The sequence below is a fragment of the Rothia sp. CCM 9419 genome (assembly GCF_048512815.1).
Lineage (GTDB): Bacteria > Actinomycetota > Actinomycetes > Actinomycetales > Micrococcaceae > Rothia.
The window spans coordinates 78,822-101,712 of record NZ_JBLXXY010000006.1 but is presented as its reverse complement, the minus strand read 5'-3'; the positions used below and the strand labels follow the sequence as shown (position 1 = coordinate 101,712).

The following is a 22,891-nucleotide window of genomic DNA, read 5'->3' as shown; positions in this document are numbered from 1 at the left end:
AGGCAATATAGCTCAACATGAAACGTCAATGGTTCACGAATAAATAGTGGGGTAAGAAGCATACGCTCCTTACCCCACTATCTAAGAAATATTAGAGCCCGTCTGAAGAGCTATTGAGAGGGTCACTCTCCTGAATTTCACTCTCCCCAATCTGCGTATCGTCTTCGATGATGCCGAGTTTAACTAAGGTCTTATATTTAATTTCTTCGGTGAGCTCCGGATTGTCTTTCAAGAACTTACGAACGTTTTCTTTACCTTGCCCAAGCTGTTCACCCTCGTAAGTAAACCAAGCGCCAGATTTTTTAACGATGCCGTTGTCAACGCCCATATCGATAATGCCACCTTCAACGGAGATGCCCTCGCCGTATAGGATGTCGAATTCAGCTTGTTTGAAAGGTGGAGCCATCTTATTTTTAACGATTTTAGCTCGAGTACGGTTACCGATAGGCTGCGCACCGTCTTTTAGCGTCTCGATACGACGAATGTCGATACGAACGGAAGCATAGAATTTAAGAGCTTTACCACCGGTTGTTGTTTCTGGAGAACCAAAGAACACACCGATTTTTTCGCGTAGCTGGTTGATGAAAATTGCGGTAGTACCGGTCTGTGCCAAACGACCCGTAATTTTACGCAACGCCTGAGACATCAAACGAGCCTGTAGACCAACGTGGGAATCCCCCATTTCGCCTTCAATCTCAGCGCGCGGAACCAAAGCAGCAACAGAGTCTACGACGATAATGTCTACGGAACCAGAGCCAACGAGCATGTCCATAATTTCTAGAGCTTGTTCGCCAGTATCAGGCTGAGAAACAAGCAAGGCATCTGTATCGACACCAAGTTTTGCAGCATAGATTGGGTCAAGTGCATGCTCAGCATCAATAAATGCAGCGATACCGCCACGTTTTTGAACATCAGCAACGGCGTGTAAAGCTACCGTTGTTTTACCAGAAGATTCAGGACCATAAATCTCGATGACACGACCACGAGGCAATCCGCCAATACCCAAAGCAGCGTCCAGAGACAAGGCGCCGGTTGAGACAGTCTCCACTTTAACGGCTTCTTTGTCGCCAAGGCGCATCACAGCGCCTTTACCGTAGTTCTTGTCGATTTGGGCAAGAACAGTCTCTAAAGCTTTTTCGCGACCTTCATCAGATACTCGGCTTACCTGCTGAGTATTTCGAGATTTAGCTGCCATATTGTGTTACCTCACTTCGGCACGTCCGAATGACTATTGTTATTGTTAGTTACCACTCTACAAGCGTTAGCGCTGAAAAACAGAGAAGTACAAAACTGTGGATAAGATACCGTGCGTTATATCTTCAAGCTCCGAATACAGAGCATACCCTCTATCGAACACATTTTCTACTAACACAGAAAATAAAATAGAACAAAATTACTAATTTTTTCGCGGTGGTATATCTCGCCCCAAACGACGAGACTCAGGAACATCCTGCACATCGCACACAGCTTCCCATACTCGACGCACCTCAACACCTTGCTCTAGCGCTTCAATAGCAGTCACATCACCACAAGCACCCAACACAACATCTTTGGCAAGCACTCGAGAATAATGAGCACCAAACTCATCATCCATCAATCTCCAAAATTCACTTAAACGCATGATGTCCTCACAGATAAAGTACGGTTGCCCACCGTAGTAAGCAACCGTACCTCATATTCTATGAACCGCTACACTTTAGCGTGTTGTGGCACATTCAGCAGGGATATCTTTAGAAGATGTTGCAGCAATACCATACTCACGATTAAACTGCTCTGAAAATTCTGTAGGAACAGTATCGGGAACACTGAACCGCTCTTCTCCAGAAATGCGGTCAGAAACCTCACGTAACATCTGTGATAACGGAATATCTAATGCCTGACAGATAGAACCAAGAAGCTCAGAAGAAGCTTCCTTCTGCCCACGCTCCACCTCGCTAAGATATCCCAGAGAAACACGGGCACTATGCGAAACTTCACGAAGCGTACGTCCTTGACGCTGACGAACATCGCGAAGCACCTCACCAATAGCTTGACGCAAAAGAAGTACTTTTGGCTCGTGTTGAGTGGGTGCAGTGTTGGTGGACTGACCCACATCCTTCCAACGGACGACACCGTTCACGGATACGGGTTGCTTGGTCATTTTTATACCTAACTCCTGATATTTCTGGCTTCGAATCTTCGAAGCTATATTTTCTATAGCCTAACGCATGATGAATCTTCAAGCACTCATCTACTATCTTGATTCACAAAGAACTTTTGAATCATCAAGTTCTTGAAAGATGCATTATATATAACAGCACAAAGAGGCTATTTCATTCCCCTTTTATCTCAAAGTTTTCTGTAGTTTTACTGAAAATTCAGCTAAACATCTTTCGCTGAATCATTTCACATAGCCTAACAAGAGTTCTAAAGCATCTTGACAAGCACTTTTACGAATCTCATCACGTGTACCCTGATACATCTTCCCCTGAGCAAAATTACCCTCAGGAGTACAAAGACCCAAAAATACTCGACCAACGGGTTGACCATCCAACGGTTCAGGTCCAGCAACACCCGTCGTAGCAAGAGCATAATCAGCCCCACACACTTGAGCAGCACCAAAAGCCATACTCTGAGCCACCTCAGGGTGAACAGCACCTTCACGTTCTAGAAGTTGCTCGTCTACACCTAAAAGTTTTGCCTTCAAATCTGTTGCATACGAAACGATACCACCGCGATACACCGAAGAAGCCCCCGCAACAGAACACAACTGTTGCGATACCATTCCACCGGTCAAAGACTCGGCAGTAGCGATAAGAATCTGTCGTTGTCGCGCATAGAACACCACTTGTTCCGCAAGTGTCTGAGAAGTCATAAGAACCTTCTTCTACGAGCAGTACGACGCAGTTCTAAAGCATGACGCACGTATTCAACGCCAGTAGTTACCGTCAAAACTGTTGCCGCAGCTAATACCACATACCCCGGCAATAAAGCCCAGAAACCTAATAGACCTAACGGAAGAAGCATAAGAATCACGGCAATAGTTTGCAAGACAGTCTTAAGTTTTCCACCCTTGCCAGCGGCCATCACGCCATAACGGATCACAAAGAAACGCATGAGCGTAATTCCCCATTCACGCAGAAGAATAACGACTGTCACCCACCACCACAGCTCGCCCAATAGTGAGAATCCGATAAAGGCGGCACCGGTCAACAACTTGTCAGCAATGGGATCTGCAATTTTTCCAAAATTTGTGATGAGGTTCTGAGAACGAGCAATATACCCATCAAGCCAATCCGTTAGCATAGCGAGCGCAAAAACAGCAACTGCCCACCAGCGTGCCGACGACGAGGAATGCCCATATGGGCCTGACGCCAGCAACAGCACCATAAATAAAGGCACCATTGCAATTCTCAACATGGTGAGAATATTAGGCACGTTCCATAGCGTCTGCTGTTTTTTTCTGCCCATGATAGAACCTTCCTCTATTCTGTCGTCATTTTTACCGACCGGTTAAACTCCACGCATCTTCGCTTGAGTCATCATCCGATGATGGCTCATCAACGTTCAGGTACTCATCAGCACCTGTATTTTGTGAACCAGCAGATGGCTCTGGCACATCTTCACCTCGTAAACGTGCAAGCACAGCGGGTAATTCTTCAGGCGGAACAAGAACATCACGTGCTTTCGAGCCTTCTGAGGGGCCAACGATTTCGCGAGATTCTAGGAGGTCCATCAGACGTCCCGCTTTAGCAAAGCCTACACGCAGTTTACGTTGCAACATTGAGGTAGAACCAAATTGTGTGGTCACAATCAGCTCGGCAGCACGCAAGAGAACGTCAAGGTCGTCGCCGATGTCGTCATCTATATGTTTCTTCGGCGCCGATTGTAGAACATCTTCACGGTAGTTCACCGGCATCTGAGTCTTGACGTGTTCAACAATCTGATGAATTTCTGATTCACTCACCCAAGCGCCCTGTACACGCATCGGTTTTGAAGCACCCATCGGCAAGAATAGAGCGTCACCTTGCCCAATGAGTTTCTCAGCACCGGGCTGATCCAAGACCACTCGAGAGTCGGTGACTGAAGACGTCGAAAACGCCATACGAGAAGGAACGTTCGCTTTAATCAGACCGGTGACGACGTCAACAGAAGGACGCTGTGTTGCTAGGACAAGGTGGATACCAGCAGCACGCGCAAGCTGAGTAATGCGAACGATGGCTTCTTCAACGTCGCGTGGAGCAACCATCATTAAGTCAGCAAGCTCATCGACGATGACCAAAAGATACGGGTATGTTTTGATGGTGCGTTTGCTACCTGGGTCAGGTTGAATCTTTCCAGCTTCGACCGCTTTGTTAAAGTCATCAATATGCTTATAACCGTAGTGTGCTAAGTCGTCATAGCGAGCATCCATCTCACGAACAACCCATTGCAAAGCTTCAGCAGCTTTCTTAGGGTTCGTAATGATGGGAGTAATCAGATGTGGGATACCCTCATATGCGGTCAGTTCTACGCGTTTAGGATCGACCATGACCAAACGTACTTGGTCTGGTGTTGCCCTCATCAAGATAGAGGTAATCATTGAGTTGACAAACGAGGATTTACCGGCGCCGGTAGCACCAGCAACAAGCATATGTGGCATCTTTGCAAGGTTAGCTAGAACGAATCCACCTTCAACGTCTTTACCCACACCCATAATCATGGGGTGGTCATTATGGTGTGCTTGGCTCGAACGTAGTACGTCACCTAAAGCTACGGTTTCGCGGTCGGTATTAGGAATTTCGATACCAATTGCGGATTTACCGGGGATAGGGGAAAGAATGCGTACGTCTGCAGATGCCACGGCATAAGCAATGTTCTTGGATAGTGCAGTAACACGTTCAACTTTAGTGCCAGCACCTAGTTCGATTTCATAGCGAGTAACGGTAGGTCCTCGAGAGAATCCAGTCACTTCTGCGTCAACGTTGAATTGTTCAAGGACGTTCGTCAAAGATTCTACGACTTGAGCGTTGACCTCGGAGCTTTCTTTGGCAGGAGGTCCTGCCACCAGCATGGATTCTTCGGGCAGGGCGTAAGTGCCGGTGGATAGCGGTACGACCTGTTGCGGGCGAGCCTCTTGCACCGCTGGTTTAAGAGTGTTGTTTGTCAGCGGTGACTTTATTGCAGGTTTTTCGGCCACTTCGGGCTTTGGTGTTGAGGGCTTTGGCGTTGCGGTTTTTTCAGCCGGTGGAGGTGTTAGCTCTACTGGCGTGTTAGGTGGCTCTATATTAGCAACAGCAGGTTCTGGCGCGTCAAAGGACGGCTCAATGTAAGAAGTTGCAGGTTCTTCAGCCGTTGAGAAGATTTTTTCGTGTTCTTGAGGTTCTTCTCGTCGCCCATGAACGATAGCAGCTTGTTGAGCTTGCGCTAAACGCTGAGCAGGAGCGTCAAGAGTGCTCGTTTCTTTTGTCGCCCACTGGTCTTGGTCAAAGAGTTTTGGTGTGGGTTGAGAAACAGTAGGTGTTTTTTTGTGAAGTTTTTGGGCAGAGGCGAGCGTCTCTAAGTTTTGTGTGTCAGGCTCGGTTCGTGCTGAACGGCGTTTAAAACGACCTTTTTGTGGTGGTGCAGCAGATTCTGAAGAGAGTTGTTCGTGCGGTTCTAGTTCTTCAGTGAGCAGAGCAGTTTCGAAGGCTTCATCTCCGTCGTAACGATCCAGTGAAGTGTCTCGGTGGGCATTTTTGCCAAAGCCTAACCAAGCGAGTAAGCCACGTGAAGAAGAGGGCTCTGAAGCTGTTGTTTCGTTCTCGTAGAGGTAACTACGGTCGTGGTACACCGGAACCTGTGATTCAACCTTATCTTCAGGTTCATGCTTTTTAGGCATTTTAGCAGGAGGCTCTCCTAAGAGAATCCCCATAATATGCACGAGACGAGGGCCAACATGGCGCAGTGGAGTCTTTGTCGCAATCAACAGACCTAAGGCAAAGACAAATCCGCAAAGAACCCATTCAAGAATGTTAATACCGCCAACAAGACGTACCGCAGGAGCAGAAACCACCAGCCCAACAACGCCACCGCCGTTCCACACTCCCTCAAAACCTTGAGCAAAGGTTGGAAAATCATTCAGTTTCGCGGCAACCATCGACGCTGCAACGAGCATAATCGTCAGCCCAGCAGCAATACGGTTATTCGAACGAACCTCTAACGGATGGCGGAAAATACGAACGGCGAAGAAGACCGCAAAGAAGGGAATGAGTAGAGCGCCTTGCCCCCATACTCCCCCTACAAGCACATGCCACCCATGCAGAGGAGTTTCAACCCAAGAGGGTAAGACAACGGTGCCCCATGCCCACCATTCAACACCGGCAGTAATAAGACCCATTAACAGAACGACTAAAGCGCCTCCGTCACGACGGTCTTCTGGTGCAATATCAGTGCGGAGTTCGCCCATACGTCGAATAGCCCCACCTATCAGGTGCGCAAAACCATTCCACGTACCAAGAATGGTACGAGAGAACCATGAAGGACGCTCAACTTTTGCTGTTGAACGTGCCGAAGAGCGCGAAGTAGTGCTCTTCTTTCGAGTTTGCGTGCGTGTTGAAGAACGCTTCGTGTTCGATTTCTGAGCTGATGCTGTTCTGCGTGCCATACATCCCGTAAGTTTTCAGTGGGTTCAAGCGGGTGAAACCTTCCCAAAGGTCGTTTCACCCGCTTGAATCATAACGAATAAAAACTAATAAGTTAAACCTTATCTTTAACTTATTCAGTTGTTGAAGTCTTTGCCGAAGGAGTGTCCAAAACCGTTGGCAAAATCATGGGTTTACGTCGCAGACGACGAGCAACCCACGAACCAATCGTACGGCGGACAATCTGCTGTAGTTGATGCGTCGTATGAACCTTCTCGGGAGCAAGATGCAACGCGTCTTCAAGAGCAGCGGTAATCTTAGGAGCAATATCTTCAAAGACAGAATCGTCTTCAGCGACTCCTCGAGCGTGAATGTCTGGCCCGAAGACCACGCGTTTTGCTTCACGATCAATCACAGCAACAACAGAGACAAAGCCTTCTTCACTCAAGACCAAGCGGTCTTTGAGGTCTTCTTCGGTAATTTCTCCCACCGAACGGCCATCAACATAAACGTAGTCGCAGCGTACTTGACCGACGATTTGAGCTACACCATCTGCCAAGTCAACAACAGTGCCGCCTTCACACAATAAGACGTTTTCTTCAGGAACACCCGTCTCAATTGCCAAATTACCATTTGCAATAAGATGTCGAACTTCACCGTGAACAGGCATAACGTTCTTAGGTTTGAGAATGTTATAGCAGTACAGCAGCTCTCCAGCAGCCGCATGCCCAGAAACGTGAACTTTTGCGTTGCCCTTATGAATAACCTCAGCACCGAGCTTCAACAAAGAGTTAATAACGCGATAAACGCTCGTCTCATTACCGGGAATCAAAGAAGAAGCAAGAACAATAGTGTCACCTTGTTCAACCTGAATCTTATGATCCCCATTAGCCATACGAGATAAAGCTGCCATAGGCTCTCCCTGAGAACCGGTACACATCATGACGATTTCATCAGGACGGTATTGGTCAATTTTCTTCAAATCAACCAAAGTATTTGGAGGAACTTTCAAGTATCCCAATTTCTCGGCGATGGTCATATTACGGACCATTGAACGTCCCACCAACACTACTTTTCGGCCACGCTCATGGGCAGCTTCAAGTACCTGTTGAACGCGGTGCACGTGAGAGGAGAAAGACGCCACAATAATACGCTGGGTAGCGTCACGGAAAACCTGAGAAAGAACCTTACCAATGTTCTTTTCAGTCGGGGTGAAACCAGGAACTTCAGCGTTGGTTGAATCTGGTAAGAAGAGGTCAATGCCTTCTTCTCCTAAACGCGCAAAATGGCGAAGGTCAGTGAGCCTACCGTCTAGAGGTAGCTGATCCATTTTAAAGTCGCCAGTATGAAGTACTTTACCGGCAGCTGTACGAATGAATACTGCTAAAGCGTCTGGAATAGAGTGGTTAACAGCCACAAATTCGCATTCAAAAGGACCAATTTTTTCGGTCTGCCCCTCAACAACAGTGAGGGTATAGGGTTTGATGCGGTGTTCAGCAAGCTTCGCTTCAACCAACGCTAAAGTTAGCTGAGAACCAATCAACGGAATATCAGGGCGACGGCGCAATAGATACGGTACCGCACCTATATGGTCTTCATGTCCGTGGGTGAGGACAACTGCCGCGATGTCGTCAAGCCGGTCTTTGATGTAGTTCAAATCGGGCAGAATGAGGTCGACACCAGGCTGTGATTCTTCAGGGAAGAGCACACCACAGTCCACGATGAGAAGCTGACCGTTAATCTCATATACGGTCATGTTACGTCCGACTTCGCCTAACCCGCCAAGAGGAACAACACGTAGAGTGTCTTTTTTCAACTTTTTAGGTTGGCGAAGTTCTGTATCAAATACTGCCAATATTATGTCCTTCAATATATGTCATGGCAAAAGCGAGTCCACAAACTAGAAGAGTTCATGAACCCGCTTCATCCGAGTTTTTAGCGAATAAGAGTGGAAGCTATCGACGATTGCTCTAGATAAGAACGCATGAGAGTCTCCTCTGTTTGCGTCGGCTCCACGTGTGGCAAGCGAACCGTTGGAGAATCCAAAAGTCCTTGCCATGTAAGAATCTTTTTGGCAGCTACACACCCTGGAACACACGACATCGTTGCCGTAACAATAGGAGTGAGCTCTCGATGCAACTGTTGCGCTCGAGATAAATCTTCAGCGACGACGGCATCAATCAATGTTCGGAATAATTGCGGTGCAATATGAGTTGTCACGCCGATCAGTCCGACAGCTCCCATAGCCAACCATGGCAAGGTGAGCCCGTCGTCACCAGAATAAAACTGTAAATCGGTTGTTGCCATCACTTCTGTTGCCGCAGAAAAGTCAGCCTTAGCGTCTTTGACAGCAACAATATTTTCGTGTTGAGCAAGCTTCTGATAAGTAGCTGGAGCGATAGGGATACCCGCACGCCCAGGAATATCGTAAAGCATTACAGGAGTATGTACAGCATCTGCAATAGCGGTAAAATGCCCGAGCAAACCAGACTGAGTCGGTTTATTGTAATACGGTGTCACCACTAAAAGACCGTCAACACCAACTGCTTCAGCACGCTGAGCCAAATGCAAAGTATGGGCAGTATCATTAGAACCAACACCAGCAATAATCGTGGTACGCTGCCCCACCGCATCTTTGACGATACGGAAAACCCGCTCATTTTCTTCGTCTGTCATGGTGGAGTACTCGCCTGTTGTGCCACAAACAACTAACCCATCGTGACCATGATCAACAAGGTATTGTGCCAGTTGGGCTGTTTTTTCTTCATCAACAGAGCCGTCAGCAGAAAAAGGAGTCACCATAGCGGTGAGCATTCTGCCAAAAATCGGCTCAACAAACGTACCTTTAGTGTGGTTTAAGGACTCAGACATATTCTTTAGACTACCCTCTTTTGCTCAGTTTTTGTATTTTGCCGACTCATCATCTCCGCTAACACCTCTACACCTCTAACGATGCGGGTGTTTTACCTTCAGATAAGGCGAGCGCTATACGTATAGATTTTCTGGCCCGTTTACGGTCTTTGAGTACTTCATAGATGCGTCCAAGAACAAACCAGTTCTTCCAGCTGTGGGGTTCGTGTTTAATACGATCTTCTACGCTATTAAAGAGCTCTTGGGCTTGTCCGTCATCTAATTGTTGGAGCAGTTCACGATACGAGTTGGAGGTGTCGTCGAGGTGGAGTTGTTGTTCAAGTTTTTCAACACGTATACCAAAGAGTATTTCTCGTATCATGGCCCACCCCCCTAGTATTGGTAGGCCTATCATGCCAGCGCCCATCAGATAACCGGTGGGTGTTCCTGCTTGGAATAAAGCCAGAGCATATCTCATGCTCATCAGTAGGTAAAGAGTGAGCGCGATAATGATAGCCCATGCAAAGGCTTTGGTTCGTCCGGTTACCTCCCAGAAGAGGAATAGAGCGCTACAGGCTAAAACCGCGATTAGAGAAAGTTTCGTGTGATTTTCTAAGGGCAGTATGAAGATGGTGAGGACTAAGAGCACACATGCGCTCGCTGTGAAGTTTCGTAGCGAGTTCATGGTTTTTAGTTCAGTTCGAGGTAATGGTCGAGTCCGTGTGTTAAGCCAGGGTGAGAGCTGACTTTTCGGATGCCCAGTAATATCCCAGGCATGAACGAGGAACGGTCAAAGGAGTCGTGGCGGATGGTCAGTTGTTGCCCTTCGTCTCCGAGAAGTATCTCTTGACTTGCAGTGAGCCCTCGCAAGCGTACAGCGTGTACTCTGACGTCGTCGATGAGTGCTCCACGAGAGTTTCCGGTGTCTGTGACAGTAGCGTCAGGAGATACTGGCAGATTTGCTGTTTTGCGTGCTTGAGCTATTTTATGTGCGGTGTGTACGGCCGTACCAGATGGTGCATCAACTTTTTGTGGGTGGTGAAGTTCAATAATTTCTACTGATTCAAAGTATTGGGCTGCCCGTGCTGCAAATTCTGTGGCGAGAATGGCTCCGATGGCGAAGTTCGGGGCGATGAGCACTCCGGTTGTTGGATTTTGTGTCAGTTTTTCTGTAAGCCGGTTGAGTTTTTCTTCATCCCATCCGGTGGTTCCAACGACGGCGTGGATTCCGTGTTCAATAGCAAAATGGACGTTTTGTTCGGTGCTATTGGGGACGGTGAGATCTACCAGAATTTGTGCTTGCGCTTCAATCATCTTTTCTAGAGGATCGTGAGAACCGAGTTGAGCGACGAGTTCCATGTCAGGTGCGTTTTCTACGGCTCGTACGGCTTCCTGTCCCATTTTTCCGTAGGCTCCGGCGATGGCAACTTTCCAGGGGGTGCTCATGCTCACGTTTTCTCCTTGAGGTGTGTTTTGATGCAGGTAAGAGGGTCGTTATTCTCTTCGGCGTCTGTATAACACTCTAAATGTAGCGCAGAAAAATTGCGGATATATTCTCAACTGTGCCATAAACTTATACAGTTACTTCGTTTCTCGTGAAGTAACTCAGTAGGTAATTAGAGGTAACAGTTGAATCAAGAGCATGTCTTTTATTCCAGTGTTGACCCTGCAGAAGGCCAACGGAAGTATCGTCTACCTGGTTTAGATGGTTTACGAGCGTTAGCCGTATTGTGTGTGGTGGTCTATCACTTATGGCCCGGAGTTCTTCCAGGGGGCATGATTGGTGTCGATATTTTTTTCGTCATCTCCGGTTACCTCATTACTGCTTTGCTTTTGCGTGAAGGTGCCTACACCGGCAAGATGAACATCATTGATTTTTGGGTTCGTCGTGCTCGTCGACTCATTCCAGCGATTGTTCTGCTCATCATTGTTGTTGGTACACTTACGCTCATCATTGGCCATGATGCGCAGGTGAATCTGGGGCGTCAAATTTTTGGTGCGTTCACTTTTTCTTCTAACTGGCTCTATATTTTTTCTGGCAATGATTATTTCACACAGACTTCCCCTGAGTTGCTCACTAATTTCTGGTCTTTAGCGGTTGAAGAGCAGTTTTATATTCTGTGGCCGGTAGTGCTTGTTATTGTTTTCATGTTTGTTTCGCGGTGGAGTCGTCGTGCGCTTATCCCCGTTATTTTGGGGTTGCTATCGGTTCTATTATGTGTTGTTCTCAACGTTTTCGAGGTTTCTCCAAACCGTATCTACTATGGTACGGATACGCATCTTTTTCCTTTGATGTTGGGTGTTCTTTTAGCGCTGATGATTCCGTGGAGCATGTATCCTCCAGCTGATTCTCGTTTATATCAGCTGGTCGGTTATGGGGAGCATTGGCAGGGTGCTTTACGTTCAGGTGCCGGTTGGTTAGCCCTTTTTGGTTTAGCACTTTATGCAACGCTTTTAGAACAGACCCAAATATTTTTTATGCCTGGTGGGTTGTTCTTTGCTGGTTTCCTAGCGTTGGCGGTGATTCAGGCTCTCTTACCTGACGTGCATAATCCTGCTTCAGATGTTCTACGTCAGGTTCTTTCGTGGGCTCCTTTAGTGTGGATTGGGCGACGTTCTTACGGTATTTACCTCTGGCATTGGCCGCTCTATGTTCTTGCACACTACACTTTTGGTGTCCATCAGAAATTTTGGGTTGAGTTCTTTGTTCTCTTTTTGACTTTAATCATTTCGGGCTTGTCATATATGTACGTTGAGGAGCCTATCCGCCAACACGGTTTTCTGGCATGTGCTTCCTCCGTGTGGGGTGCTTTCTCTGGCTCACAAAAAGTACCTTCTTTTGTGGCTTTAGGTGCGGTTCTTCTGTGTACTGCTGCTACCACAGCGGCAGTCATTACCGCGCCCAAGACAACCTCTGCAGAAGATATTGTGGCAGCTGGAGCACAAGCGCAAAAGGCTCATGAAGAACATATCGCCGCCCCAAAGCCCACGCCTGCACCCGACGCTGATTCTGTGGCTGCTACGGAGAAAGAAAGCTCCTCTAAACAAGCGACGAGGAAGGAAGAGAATCCTTCGGTAACGGTTATTGGGGATTCAGTGTCTTTAGCTTCGGCAGAGGCCCTTCACGAGGCGTTGCCTGAAGCGATTATTGACGGAGAAGTCTCTCGCACTATCGTCAAAGCTTTCCCCGTGATTTCTCGTCTGAACGAGCATGGACAATTAGGTTCTGTTGTCGTACTTTCGGTAACAACTAATTCTACGTATTCGATGGAGGAGATTGACCAGCTCGTTAAAGATATTTCGGATCATGGTCAACGAAAAATTGTTCTTGTCACGGGTGCTGCTCCTGCGCATCTGACGTGGGTTCAAGATTCTAATAAGGTCATTAAAGAAGCTGCCGCAAAATATCCGAAGAATATTGTTGTTGCGGATTGGGCAAAGGCTGCTGAACATCATCCAGAGTATCTTGTCTCGGATGGTGTGCATCCTCAAGCTATCGGTCAAAAGGTTTATGCCCAAACTATTGCTACAGCAGTAGCTCAGGCGGAAAAAGATTTAGAGCGCCAAGATACGGCGGAGGAAGAGCTGGCAGAACCTGTTCAGCCAGCCACTTCCCCCGCATGGTAAGGGTCTTTGTCGAGTATCTGATAGGCACACTGATTTGAGGTGTTCTATCGGACGATTGTTGTTGTCATCTCTTGTTGGGCGAGAAATTGTGCTAGCTCTTGTACCTGCTCTAAAGTGACCTCACATAATTTCTGGCTGCTTTCTTCTAACGTTCGATAGATACCTGAACCTAATTCGATAACCCCTAAACGAGTCATACGTGATTCAGGACTTTCATAACCAAGCAACATAGAGCCTTGCATCTGCCCAATTACTTTTTTCAGCTCTTCTGGGTGTAGGCCGTCTTGAGCTAGCTTATCGAATTCTGTTCGGAGGATTTCTTGTACCTGTTCAGCTTTATCGGGTAAACATCCTGCGTACATACCAAAAATTCCGGCATCAGAGTATGAGTTCGAGAAGGCAGAGGTCGAATATGCTAGTCCACGTTTTTCACGAACTTCTTGGAAAAGACGTGAGGACATCCCTCCCCCAAAAGCTGAGTTTAAAACGTTCAGTGCATAGCGTCTATCGTCTTGAGAGATAATGCCGTGAACGCCCAATAAGATGTGTGTTTGTTCGCAACCTTTATCAATAATTTTGTGGTTTATTCCATCAGCGATGTGGCTGATTCCTTGAGCGCGTCGTTCAATAGGAGCAGTGTTCTCGGGTAGTTCCCAGCCGTACCGAGAGAATGCTTCGAGAACCTGTTGGACGACCTCGCGGTGTTCTAACCCACCAGCGGCGGTAATAACTAGCTGTTCAGGGGTGTAGTAGTGGCGGTAGTGTTCCCACACAGATTGGCGAGGTACATCTTCAATTTCGGTTACCGTACCGCCCACGGGTCGCCCTAATGGGTGTGTGCCAAGGAGTTGTTCTGTGAAACTTTCGAATGCTACGTCTACAGGGTCGTCTTGTCCCATAGCAAGTTCTTCAAGAATCACTTGGCGTTCTTTTTCTAAAAGTTCTTCATCCAGTAAAGAGTGCGCCAGCATATCTGCCATGACGTCTATGGCGAGGGGCATATCTTTTGTCAGAACTCGAGCATAGTAGCAGGTCTGTTCTTTTGCGGTGAAGGCGTTGGAGTCTCCGCCGACGCTGTCAAAGGCTTCGGCGATATCTAGAGCTGTTCGTTGAGCGGTTCCTTTGAAGAGGAGGTGTTCGAGGAAGTGGGTGGAACCGTACATTCCAGCTTGTTCATCTCGTGAGCCGACACCTACCCAAAAACCTAAAGAGACACTTTGTAATGCTGGCATTTTTTCGGTGATGACTCGAATACCACCAGGTAGAACAGAACGACGGACTTCGTGGCCGCCTTCTCCTTGTTCGATGATTTTTCCGTTTTCGTAGTCTAGTTCATCACGAAGTTCGTTCCATGAAGTTGGAAGCAATATAGCCATTATTCCCCTAAATGTGTGTGTTTTAAGTGTGTTATTCAGCCCGCTCAGCTTTTACCGTTAGATGGGGGGGTATGTTTTTGGGCGTTGTTCTAGAAAGGTTAAAAACTTATAAAAGAGTAGCCTGCACAAGTACACAAGACACTTATGCAGGCTACTGAAACAATACGCTACAGATGTAGCGTCTTTTCAGAGACGACCTACGAGATTATTCGTTGTCGTTTTCTTCTTCGTCGGTGTTTTCTTCGCCGGCGACGACAGGAGCAAGAGATAGCTTGCCACGATCATCGATTTTGGCGATTTCAACCTGAATCTTCTGTCCCACTGAGACAACGTCTTCAACATCGTTGACTCGTTTGCCGTCGTTGAGCTTACGAAGTTCAGAAATGTGCAACAGACCGTCTTTACCGGGGGTCAAAGAGATAAACGCCCCAAAAGTTGTGGTCTTGACGACGGTTCCGAGGTAGCGTTCGCCGACTTCGGGAACCTGTGGGTTCGCGATAGCATTCACTGCCGCACGAGCAGCTTCTGCTGAAGGCCCGTCCACTGCGCCGATGTAGACGGTTCCGTCATCTTCGATGGAGATATCGGTTCCGGTATCTTCTTGAATCTGGTTAATCATCTTGCCCTTAGGACCAATGACTTCACCAATCTTTGAGACAGGAACTTGTACCGAAATCACGCGAGGAGCGTAGTCGCTCATCTCGTCGGGGGCGTCGATAGCTGCGTTGAGAACTTCGAGGATATGAAGGCGTGCTTCACGAGCTTGAGTTAGCGCTGCGGCAAGAACAGATGCGGGGATGCCGTCGAGTTTGGTATCGAGCTGAATTGCGGTGACGAACTCGCTGGTTCCGGCAACTTTGAAGTCCATATCGCCTAGAGCATCTTCTGCGCCAAGGATGTCGGTCAATGCTGCGTAGCGGGTTTCTCCGTCAACCTCATCGGAGACAAGTCCCATAGCAATACCTGCAACAGGTGCACGTAGCGGTACGCCAGCGTTGAGTAGAGAAAGGGTTGAAGCACATACAGAACCCATAGATGTGGAGCCGTTGGAGCCAAGAGCTTCAGAAACCTGACGGATTGCGTAAGGGAACTCTTCACGAGAAGGCAGCACTGGTGTAAGCGCACGTTCTGCTAGAGCACCGTGTCCGATTTCGCGTCGTTTCGGTGAGCCCACACGGCCGGTTTCGCCGGTGGAGTATGGAGGGAAGTTGTAGTGATGGATGTAGCGTTTTGCTTTGACAGGGTGTAGAGAGTCAAGCTGCTGTTCCATCTTGAGCATGTTCAACGTGGTGACACCCATAATCTGGGTTTCTCCGCGTTCGAAGATTGCTGAGCCGTGTACGCGAGGAAGAACTTCAACTTCGGCGGTCAGCTGGCGGATATCGGTGAGACCACGTCCATCAATACGTACCTGTTCGGTAAGAATACGCTGACGCACCGTGTGTTTTGTCAAAGCGGCAAAAGCTGCTTCTACTTCGTCTTCACGGCCTTCGAACTCTTGTCCTTCAGCGGTAAGTGCTTCAAGTAGCGCAGTTTGTAGTTCTGTAGCAGCCTGTTCGCGTTCTTGTTTACCAGCGATAGAGTACACTTCAACGAGCTTGTCTGCTGCAAAGTTCTTGACAGCGTTGTCTACGTCTTCGTCGTGTGAACCGAAAGTTGGTAGATCAAGAGGCTCTTTACCTGCTTCATTCTTAAGGGCTAGCTGAGCTTCGCATAGCGCTTTGATGAAAGGTTTTGCTGCTTCGAGGCCTTGTGCAACAACCTCTTCAGTGGGTGCTTGCTGACCGTTATCTTTAATGAGTGTCCAAGAATTGTCGGTTGCTTCTGCTTCAACCATCATGATGGCAACATCTTCTGTTCCATCAGCTTTGGTGACGATACGACCAGCAACAGCCATATCGAAAACGGCGTTTTCCAGCTGTGAATGTTTCGGGAAGCACACCCATTGTCCGTCGATGAGGGCGATACGCACACCACCGATAGGACCACTAAATGGAGCGCCCGATAGAGTGGTGGAGCATGATGCTGCGTTGATTGCTACGGTGTTGTAGATTTCGTCAGGGTCAATGGTCAGAACGGTAACGACTACTTGAACTTCGTTGCGGATACCTTTGGTGAAGGCTGGACGAAGTGGGCGGTCGATGAGGCGTGCTGCAAGGATTGCTTCGGTGGTGGGCCGTCCTTCACGGCGGAAGAATGAGCCAGGAATCTTTCCTGCTGCGTACATGCGTTCTTCGACGTCTACGGTCAGCGGGAAGAAGTCAAAGCCTTCGCGCGGGGATTTGCTAATAGCGGTAGCGGAAAGCAAGGTGGTGTCTTCGTCGATGGTGACGAGAGCTGAACCTGCTGCTTGTTTTGCGAGACGTCCAGTTTCAAAACGGACGGTACGAGTACCGAATTTTCCGTTGTCGATAATAGCTTCTGCAAATTTAATTTCGGGACCTTCCAAGGTTCCTCCATTTCTTCTCTGCCGGTATCTCTCTCAGACAAGATCGATCTTCGATGGAAGTTTTCGGCACACGCACGAGTTGATGTGGTGCTCCGCAAACCGCAACCGAGGACCGGTCAATCCTCTGAGTGAGTATCGGTTCTTATTTTTTGTTTTTAGTAGGTGACGGCTTTTGAGAGGTTTAGGAAACTCTCTAAAGCCGAAAGAGGGCGTCACCGACGTTTCATACTCTTATCGCCGTAGCCGTTAGAGTATGTTACACCGGTTTCGCCCTCCCAAAGTTTATTGTTTATCGGCGGATACCGAGACGCTCGATAAGAGCACGGTAACGTTCGATGTCAACACTCTTGAGGTAGCCAAGCATGTTGCGGCGACGACCAACGAGGATCATCAAGCCACGACGAGAGTGGTGATCGTGTTTGTGGAATTTCAAGTGTTCGGTCAAGTCGGTGATACGACGAGTCAAAACTGCAATCTGCACCTCGGGCGAACCGGTGTCACCTTCGTGAGTTGCGTATTCCTTGATAATTTCCTGTTTAACTGCGGGATCTAGCGCCACTGTTATAACTCCTAGAGTTAGTGCCGTGTACGGCCCGAACAACATTTTTGTTGTCGGGGATTCGTTATATTACGCCTCAGATTTAGCAACGCTAAGAGCCGAGAAGCAATAAGAACACTATGAGACAACCACGGACTGCAGTCTCATATCTCTCTTACTCTACCTGAAAGAAAACGCTAGGAGAACTACAGGAGCGAACTTCCTTGATTCTTTTTGACAAAAGTTACATAAAATACGCCAAGGAATACACACCAAATAGAACCAACAACCAGTGCTAAACGGGTATCTGCAAAGAACGCAAATTGCAGCACAATAAAGGCCATGAATGCCAATGCCACATAAGAGCCACGCGAAGAAACGTTATGCTGGCTCTTTCGCGCAAAAGCGATATGAGATAGGAGAATCATGACCCACACCATGACCGTTGCAAAAGTTGCAAGAGAAGCAACCACTAAGAACGCATTTTCAAAGAAGACGTTAACGAAAACACCCACGATAAGGACTAAACCTGTGCATACAACAGTCATGTAGGGAACCCCATTTTTCGCGGTACGAGTAAACGTCTGAGGTGCCATTTTTTGTTGGGCAAGACCATACAGCATACGACCAGCACCATAAACATCAGCGTTGATAGCAGAAACAGCCGCTGTGAGCACAACAAAGTTAAGAATATGAGCTGCTGCTGGAATACCTAATGCGCTAAAAATTTGTACGAAAGGTGAACTCTGCCCTTGAATCTGGCTCCAAGGAATCAAAGACATAATGACAGTTAGCGCTAAAACGTAGAAAAGAAGAATACGCACAGGCGTGGTATTGACGGCTTTCGGAATAGAAACTTGAGGATTTTCTGCTTCTCCAGCAGCAATACCAATTGTTTCAATACCACCGAAGGCGAACATCACGACGGTGAAGCAAGCGACAAAACCGGCAATGCCGTGAGGGAAGAATCCCCCGTGACTCCAAAGATTTGTAATGGAGGCGGTGTTTCCGGCAACGGATTGGGTGCCGACGAGCATTAGCACAATACCACCGGCAATCATCGCAATAATTGCGCCGACTTTGATGGTGGTAAACCAGAACTCACTTTCTCCGAAAGCTTTAATCTGGACAAGGTTAATGGCCATGATGAGCAATAGAACTACGCCAATCCATACCCATGCAGGAGAAGATGGAAACCAAAACTGCATGTAAACGGCAAAAGCTGTCACGTCTGCGATAGCGACAAGTGCCATTTCAAATGCGTAGGTCCATCCGGTGGTGAAGCCTGCCCAAGGGCCAAGGTATCGAGTGGCGTATTCAGAGAATGCACCTGAGACAGGATGTGCTAGAGCCATCTGCCCCATCGCGCGCATGACCATAAAAACAGCTGCGCCGCCGATCATATATGCCAAAAGGACGGAGGGCCCAGCAAGAGAAATGGCTGAGGCAGAACCGTAGAAGAGTCCGGTTCCGATGGCTGAACCGAGGGCGATAAAAAGGATGTGGCGAAGAGATAGTCCTCGCCTCAGCGCTGAGGAAGTATCCGGTGTTGATGGGGAGGCGGTAGCATTCATGAGCTATTCCTGAATAATTAGGGAATCAATCTGACCCCTCATTGTTACATAAATACACAAAATAATGCATAGTTATTCTCATATATGAGATATAAGAAACACTAAAACTCAAAAAACTACGACAACTACCGTCACAAAACCCCATACAAGACGTTAACGCCCCTGACGACCAAACACCACAGAGGCAGCAGCCGTCGCACCTGTTACAGCACACACCGAAGGCCACGCCCCAATCTTATGAGCAAGAACATGAGAATAACCAAAACTACCAAGATACACACCCGTTAAAGCAAGAGCAGTAGAGGTTCCCGCATTCTTCTTCCACCCCGAATACGCAACAGCACCACCGGCAGCAAGCACAACACCACCAAGAGCACGAACACCCGTCACACGAGCAATCTTATAACCGCCCATCAAACCAGTAACGCTAGCAATCGTAGGAACCATCACGCTCATCTTATTCTCCTCAAAGGAATCACAGTCAATACATTTTTCTTGTATCGACCTGCCAAAAGTCATCTTCTGTAGTCTATGGTTCACTCCTGAGAAACACCAGAGTAAAACCCGAATAATCTCTCGCACCCCGCCCAAACAAGATGAGAGATACCCACCCCAGTAGCTAAAAACATAGAGGTGAGAGAGAATAAGACATATGGAACATACAACACCTGACCTACCAGAAGCATTCTCGCACGCTGTCATCGTCCAAGTCGCTATGGACGAAGAAGCTGCACCGCTACTCGATAGCACCGTCGAAGCGGCATCTAGCTACACCATCGGAGAAGCAGAGTTCTTCCCCCGCTACTATATGCACCAAGAAACAGCACACCCCATCTTGCTTGTGCGCTCAAAAATCGGGTTAGTTAATGCCGCCAGCGCGACCAGTTTCGCCCTCTCACAGATTAAACATCCCAGCGCAGTCCTATGCGGTGGAACAGCCGGAGGACTCCACCAAAACGTTAACGTTGGGGATGTCATCATCGGCACACAATACACCTACACCGATGCAGACGCCACCGCATTCGGGTACGAACGCGGACAAGTACCCAGCATGCCAACATACTACGACAGCAATACCGAACTCCTAGAGAATGCACGCACTGTAGAAGCAGAAAGCACTCACTCGGTCAAAATTGGATTAATGTTAGCTGGCGGTTCTTTCGTCACTGCACATAACGTCAAAGACACGCGAGCGGTCTTCCCCGCTGCCCTATCTACCGATATGGAAAGCACCGCAATCGCCCAAGTATGCTATAGCTATCGCGTACCATTTATCGCAGTCCGATGCGTCTCAGATCTTTGCGGACCAGCTGCAGACCAAGATTTTCATCTTTCCATGGACATCGTCGCTCCACGTTCAGCGCAATACATACTCCGTATGATAGAAAAAATAAAGAAATAATTGTCAGGGGAAGGTTAAGATGCAAGACCACATTATGCGTGACGGAAATACTATTCCGCCCATCGGCTTAGGCACCTACGGTATGGACGATGTGCAAGCAGAAGTTGCCGTTGCAGAAGCTATCCGACGAGGCTACAGACTCATTGACACCGCACAAAACTATCGCAACGAACACGGTGTAGGGCAAGCTATTCAACGATGCGGAGTTGATCGAGAAGAACTTTTCGTCACCACCAAAATACCAGGGCGTGACCACGGCTTTGACGCCACGATTAATTCGGTTCACTCATCTTTAGAACGTCTCAAAGTTGAGTATCTTGACCTGTGCCTCATTCACTGGCCTAACCCTTCTCAAAACCTCTACGTACCCACGTGGAAAGCGTTAGTACGTATGCAAGAAGAAGGAAAAATTCGTTCTATCGGAGTCTCAAATTTCCTCCCCGAACATATTGAACGTATCGTGGCAGACAGCGGTGTCACCCCCGCCGTCAACCAAATTGAGCTAAGCCCCTTCTACCGTCAAAAAGAGCTCTCCGAGTACAACGCACAAAATGCAATTATTACCCAATGCTGGTCGCCCCTAGGCCGTATGAAAACCCTCAAAAATGACGCAGTATTTGCTGACATTGCACAACAGCTTGGGGTCACCCCAGCACAGGTTGCACTTCGCTGGGCAGTACAACAACAGATGGTACCTATCCCTAAGAGTGCTAACCCACAACGCATGGAAGAGAATATCGACGTCTTCACGTGGGAACTCAACCCTGAACAGATGAAACGTATTACCGAATACGATAAAGTCGCCCCGTGCAAAGGGTACGATCCACGAGAGCACGAAGAAATGTAAAAAATCCTTGACCATACACGTGGGGGTGAACCTGTAACGGTTCACCCCCACGTGTATATTCACGACTATTCTAAGCTGATACGTCTTTCGATAAGAGAACACGTTCAGCATCAACGACGTCTTGAGCAATCTGTTCAACCAAAGCGTCAACACCGGTATAAGCAACCATGTCCCGAAGATGCTCCGTAAACTCTAAAACAACATGTTGGCCATAAAGATTAAAGTTTTCAATAGGCTCATCAGGACGACCTAACACATGAGCCTCAACTTGTCGGCGTGTAATACCTTCAAACGTTGGATTCGTCCCAACCGATGTTGCCACAGGGTGACGAGTTCCCTGTTCATCTATCAGCCATCCTGCATAAACGCCATCAGCTGGTATGAAGCCTTCAGCCTCAGCAGACATATTTGCCGTGGGAAAACCTAATAAACGTCCACGAGCTGCACCATGAACAATCTCTCCACGCATACGGTGAGGACGCCCTAGAAGCTCGGCAGCCTGACGTACCTTACCTTGCGCTAATAATTCACGAATACGGGTCGAGGACACTCGCTGCCCATCACCTGTTTTAAGGTCGGAAATGGTCACAACGTCAAACCCATAACGTTGCCCAAGCTGGCGCATCGTAGCTAAATCGCCACTATTATTCCGCCCAAAACGTACGTCTTCACCAATCACCACATATTTAGCGTTAAGAGATTGTATGAAAGTAGACTCTACGAAATCTTCAGGACTTTGAAGAGAAAAATCGTGAGTGTATTCCATGAGAAGATAATGGTCAATACCCACCTCTTCTAAGAAAATTTGGCGATCTTCTTGACCCATAATCTCTTCCAAAGAAACCTCTGGACGATGAACCCGCGCTGGGTGAGGGTCAAAAGAAATAGCAACCGACCGCAACGCATGTTTTTGCGCATACTCAACAACAGTTTTGAGTACAGCAACATGACCGGTATGCACACCGTCAAAGTTCCCTAAAGTCACCACAGAAGGTGCACCTTGTTCAGGTATATCGTTGAGATGACGGTAGACGTCCACAGTTCTCCTTGAGTTTGGTTCTCTTATCTCTATCCTACGCAATGAACCCCGTACCACAAGAACACATCACGGTTCAGGACACACTCACAGAAAAGTTTCAGAGCTTACGAGCTGGTATAGCATGCACCATTAAGGTGTAGAAAGCTTCCGAGTACGCATCAACCACCAAAGACCAACGATAGGCAATACCAACGGTATATACCCATACCCTTGACCGAAGTGAGACCACACGCTCGCTAGAGGAAATAAGTCAGGGCGCGCATACGAAAGGATACTCACCGACACAACACCTACTAGTTCAAAGCTGACTGCCCCAACAGCGAGCTTCCACGAGGTTGCATCTTTTCGAGCAAGAAAAATAGTTGCCACAATATACACCACCGCAGAAATAGCAGAAAGTGTAATAGACACCGGAGCTTGGTCAAACTTACGAATCAGCTGGTATCCAGCTCGGGCAGTTGCAGACAAAGAAAACACCCAATAAATCACGATGAGTAGTCTGCCAAAGCCACGAGACTTTGTTGCGGGGAGATTAGACATATTCTCTTTTTCTCTTCTTATCTTTCGGAAAGAACCCGAGCACCATTATCAGGTGCATGGTAGTGTGG

Annotated in this window: 20 protein-coding genes; 3 read left to right on the top strand and 17 right to left on the bottom strand. The window is 47.9% G+C overall.

The genetic code is table 11. The features are described from left to right. Positions 1–91 precede the first annotated feature (91 nt). From recA to dapB, 10 genes are all read right to left on the bottom strand, one after another. A complete protein-coding gene (gene recA / locus ACN08W_RS06460) occupies positions 92–1,195 on the bottom strand; it encodes a recombinase RecA (RefSeq protein ID WP_419103249.1) in 1,104 nt (367 codons plus the stop codon). A 201-nt stretch (positions 1,196–1,396) separates the two neighbouring features. Then, positions 1,397–1,621: a DUF3046 domain-containing protein gene (locus ACN08W_RS06455; protein ID WP_419103250.1), complete on the bottom strand. Its 225-nt coding sequence runs from the start codon at positions 1,619–1,621 to the stop codon at positions 1,397–1,399. A 75-nt stretch (positions 1,622–1,696) separates the two neighbouring features. Further along, complete coding sequence (locus ACN08W_RS06450) at positions 1,697–2,140, bottom strand: helix-turn-helix domain-containing protein (RefSeq protein WP_419103251.1); 444 nt, start codon at positions 2,138–2,140, stop codon at positions 1,697–1,699. Positions 2,141–2,380: 240 nt separating this feature from the next. Continuing rightward, positions 2,381–2,854 carry a CinA family protein gene (locus tag ACN08W_RS06445; protein ID WP_419103252.1) on the bottom strand — a complete coding sequence of 158 codons (474 nt, stop codon included), beginning with the start codon at positions 2,852–2,854 and terminating at the stop codon, positions 2,381–2,383. Beyond that, a complete protein-coding gene (gene pgsA, locus ACN08W_RS06440) occupies positions 2,851–3,450 on the bottom strand; it encodes a CDP-diacylglycerol--glycerol-3-phosphate 3-phosphatidyltransferase (RefSeq protein ID WP_419109069.1) in 600 nt (199 codons plus the stop codon). Before pgsA ends, ACN08W_RS06445 begins: the two co-directional genes overlap by 4 nt. A 31-nt stretch (positions 3,451–3,481) precedes the next feature. Continuing rightward, entirely contained in the window at positions 3,482–6,604 is a 3,123-nt protein-coding gene (locus ACN08W_RS06435) for a DNA translocase FtsK (RefSeq protein ID WP_419109068.1), read from the bottom strand. Between the two features lie 110 nt (positions 6,605–6,714). Beyond that, entirely contained in the window at positions 6,715–8,436 is a 1,722-nt protein-coding gene (locus ACN08W_RS06430; protein WP_419103255.1) for a ribonuclease J, read from the bottom strand. Between the two features lie 80 nt (positions 8,437–8,516). Continuing rightward, on the bottom strand, positions 8,517–9,452 hold the full coding sequence (gene dapA, locus ACN08W_RS06425) for a 4-hydroxy-tetrahydrodipicolinate synthase (protein ID WP_419107259.1): 936 nt from the start codon (positions 9,450–9,452) through the stop codon (positions 8,517–8,519). 67 nt (positions 9,453–9,519) lie between these two features. Further along, positions 9,520–10,116, bottom strand: a complete 597-nt coding sequence (locus tag ACN08W_RS06420; RefSeq protein ID WP_419107258.1) for a hypothetical protein — start codon at positions 10,114–10,116, stop codon at positions 9,520–9,522. Positions 10,117–10,121: 5 nt separating this feature from the next. Continuing rightward, positions 10,122–10,877, bottom strand: a complete 756-nt coding sequence (gene dapB / locus ACN08W_RS06415) for a 4-hydroxy-tetrahydrodipicolinate reductase (protein WP_419103258.1) — start codon at positions 10,875–10,877, stop codon at positions 10,122–10,124. A 183-nt stretch (positions 10,878–11,060) separates the two neighbouring features. Here dapB and ACN08W_RS06410 point away from each other — a divergent pair, with 183 nt between their 5' ends. After that, entirely contained in the window at positions 11,061–13,058 is a 1,998-nt protein-coding gene (locus tag ACN08W_RS06410) for an acyltransferase family protein (RefSeq protein WP_419109067.1), read from the top strand. Between the two features lie 44 nt (positions 13,059–13,102). On the opposite strand, the gene ACN08W_RS06405 is transcribed toward ACN08W_RS06410, so the two are convergent. The 5 genes from ACN08W_RS06405 to ACN08W_RS06385 all read right to left on the bottom strand — a co-directional run bounded on the left by ACN08W_RS06405 (position 13,103) and on the right by ACN08W_RS06385 (position 19,514). Beyond that, positions 13,103–14,434, bottom strand: a complete 1,332-nt coding sequence (locus ACN08W_RS06405) for a M16 family metallopeptidase (protein ID WP_419107255.1) — start codon at positions 14,432–14,434, stop codon at positions 13,103–13,105. 205 nt (positions 14,435–14,639) lie between these two features. After that, positions 14,640–16,883, bottom strand: a complete 2,244-nt coding sequence (locus ACN08W_RS06400) for a polyribonucleotide nucleotidyltransferase (RefSeq protein WP_419103261.1) — start codon at positions 16,881–16,883, stop codon at positions 14,640–14,642. A gap of 289 nt (positions 16,884–17,172) precedes the next feature. Continuing rightward, positions 17,173–17,442 carry a 30S ribosomal protein S15 gene (gene rpsO, locus ACN08W_RS06395; RefSeq protein WP_419102176.1) on the bottom strand — a complete coding sequence of 90 codons (270 nt, stop codon included), beginning with the start codon at positions 17,440–17,442 and terminating at the stop codon, positions 17,173–17,175. Positions 17,443–17,627: 185 nt separating this feature from the next. Continuing rightward, the gene (locus ACN08W_RS06390; RefSeq protein WP_419109066.1) at positions 17,628–18,995 is read right to left on the bottom strand and encodes an amino acid permease; all 1,368 of its coding nucleotides are present in this window, start codon (positions 18,993–18,995) and stop codon (positions 17,628–17,630) included. 153 nt (positions 18,996–19,148) lie between these two features. Next, the gene (locus ACN08W_RS06385) at positions 19,149–19,514 is read right to left on the bottom strand and encodes a hypothetical protein (RefSeq protein WP_419107254.1); all 366 of its coding nucleotides are present in this window, start codon (positions 19,512–19,514) and stop codon (positions 19,149–19,151) included. Between the two features lie 133 nt (positions 19,515–19,647). Here ACN08W_RS06385 and ACN08W_RS06380 point away from each other — a divergent pair, with 133 nt between their 5' ends. Next, positions 19,648–20,397: a 5'-methylthioadenosine/adenosylhomocysteine nucleosidase gene (locus ACN08W_RS06380; protein ID WP_419109065.1), complete on the top strand. Its 750-nt coding sequence runs from the start codon at positions 19,648–19,650 to the stop codon at positions 20,395–20,397. A 19-nt stretch (positions 20,398–20,416) separates the two neighbouring features. Beyond that, a complete protein-coding gene (locus tag ACN08W_RS06375) occupies positions 20,417–21,244 on the top strand; it encodes an aldo/keto reductase (protein ID WP_419103265.1) in 828 nt (275 codons plus the stop codon). 70 nt (positions 21,245–21,314) lie between these two features. On the opposite strand, the gene ACN08W_RS06370 is transcribed toward ACN08W_RS06375, so the two are convergent. Both ACN08W_RS06370 and ACN08W_RS06365 read right to left on the bottom strand, forming a co-directional pair. After that, positions 21,315–22,283: a bifunctional riboflavin kinase/FAD synthetase gene (locus ACN08W_RS06370; protein ID WP_419109064.1), complete on the bottom strand. Its 969-nt coding sequence runs from the start codon at positions 22,281–22,283 to the stop codon at positions 21,315–21,317. 129 nt (positions 22,284–22,412) lie between these two features. Next, a complete protein-coding gene (locus tag ACN08W_RS06365; protein ID WP_419103267.1) occupies positions 22,413–22,823 on the bottom strand; it encodes a hypothetical protein in 411 nt (136 codons plus the stop codon). Between the last annotated feature and the right edge of the window lie 68 nt (positions 22,824–22,891).

Coding starts and splice junctions, on each gene's coding strand:
- recA (WP_419103249.1), bottom strand. CDS start 1,195: ATGGCAGCTAAATCTCGAAATACTCAGCAGGTAAGCCGAGTATCTGAT.
- dapA (WP_419107259.1), bottom strand. CDS start 9,452: ATGTCTGAGTCCTTAAACCACACTAAAGGTACGTTTGTTGAGCCGATT.
- ACN08W_RS06375 (WP_419103265.1), top strand. CDS start 20,417: ATGCAAGACCACATTATGCGTGACGGAAATACTATTCCGCCCATCGGC.
- ACN08W_RS06450 (WP_419103251.1), bottom strand. CDS start 2,140: ATGACCAAGCAACCCGTATCCGTGAACGGTGTCGTCCGTTGGAAGGAT.
- ACN08W_RS06385 (WP_419107254.1), bottom strand. CDS start 19,514: ATGACTTTTGGCAGGTCGATACAAGAAAAATGTATTGACTGTGATTCC.
- ACN08W_RS06390 (WP_419109066.1), bottom strand. CDS start 18,995: ATGAATGCTACCGCCTCCCCATCAACACCGGATACTTCCTCAGCGCTG.
- dapB (WP_419103258.1), bottom strand. CDS start 10,877: ATGAGCACCCCCTGGAAAGTTGCCATCGCCGGAGCCTACGGAAAAATG.
- pgsA (WP_419109069.1), bottom strand. CDS start 3,450: ATGGGCAGAAAAAAACAGCAGACGCTATGGAACGTGCCTAATATTCTC.
- ACN08W_RS06435 (WP_419109068.1), bottom strand. CDS start 6,604: ATGGCACGCAGAACAGCATCAGCTCAGAAATCGAACACGAAGCGTTCT.
- ACN08W_RS06365 (WP_419103267.1), bottom strand. CDS start 22,823: ATGTCTAATCTCCCCGCAACAAAGTCTCGTGGCTTTGGCAGACTACTC.
- ACN08W_RS06380 (WP_419109065.1), top strand. CDS start 19,648: ATGGAACATACAACACCTGACCTACCAGAAGCATTCTCGCACGCTGTC.
- ACN08W_RS06405 (WP_419107255.1), bottom strand. CDS start 14,434: ATGGCTATATTGCTTCCAACTTCATGGAACGAACTTCGTGATGAACTA.
- ACN08W_RS06455 (WP_419103250.1), bottom strand. CDS start 1,621: ATGCGTTTAAGTGAATTTTGGAGATTGATGGATGATGAGTTTGGTGCT.
- ACN08W_RS06420 (WP_419107258.1), bottom strand. CDS start 10,116: ATGAACTCGCTACGAAACTTCACAGCGAGCGCATGTGTGCTCTTAGTC.
- ACN08W_RS06445 (WP_419103252.1), bottom strand. CDS start 2,854: ATGACTTCTCAGACACTTGCGGAACAAGTGGTGTTCTATGCGCGACAA.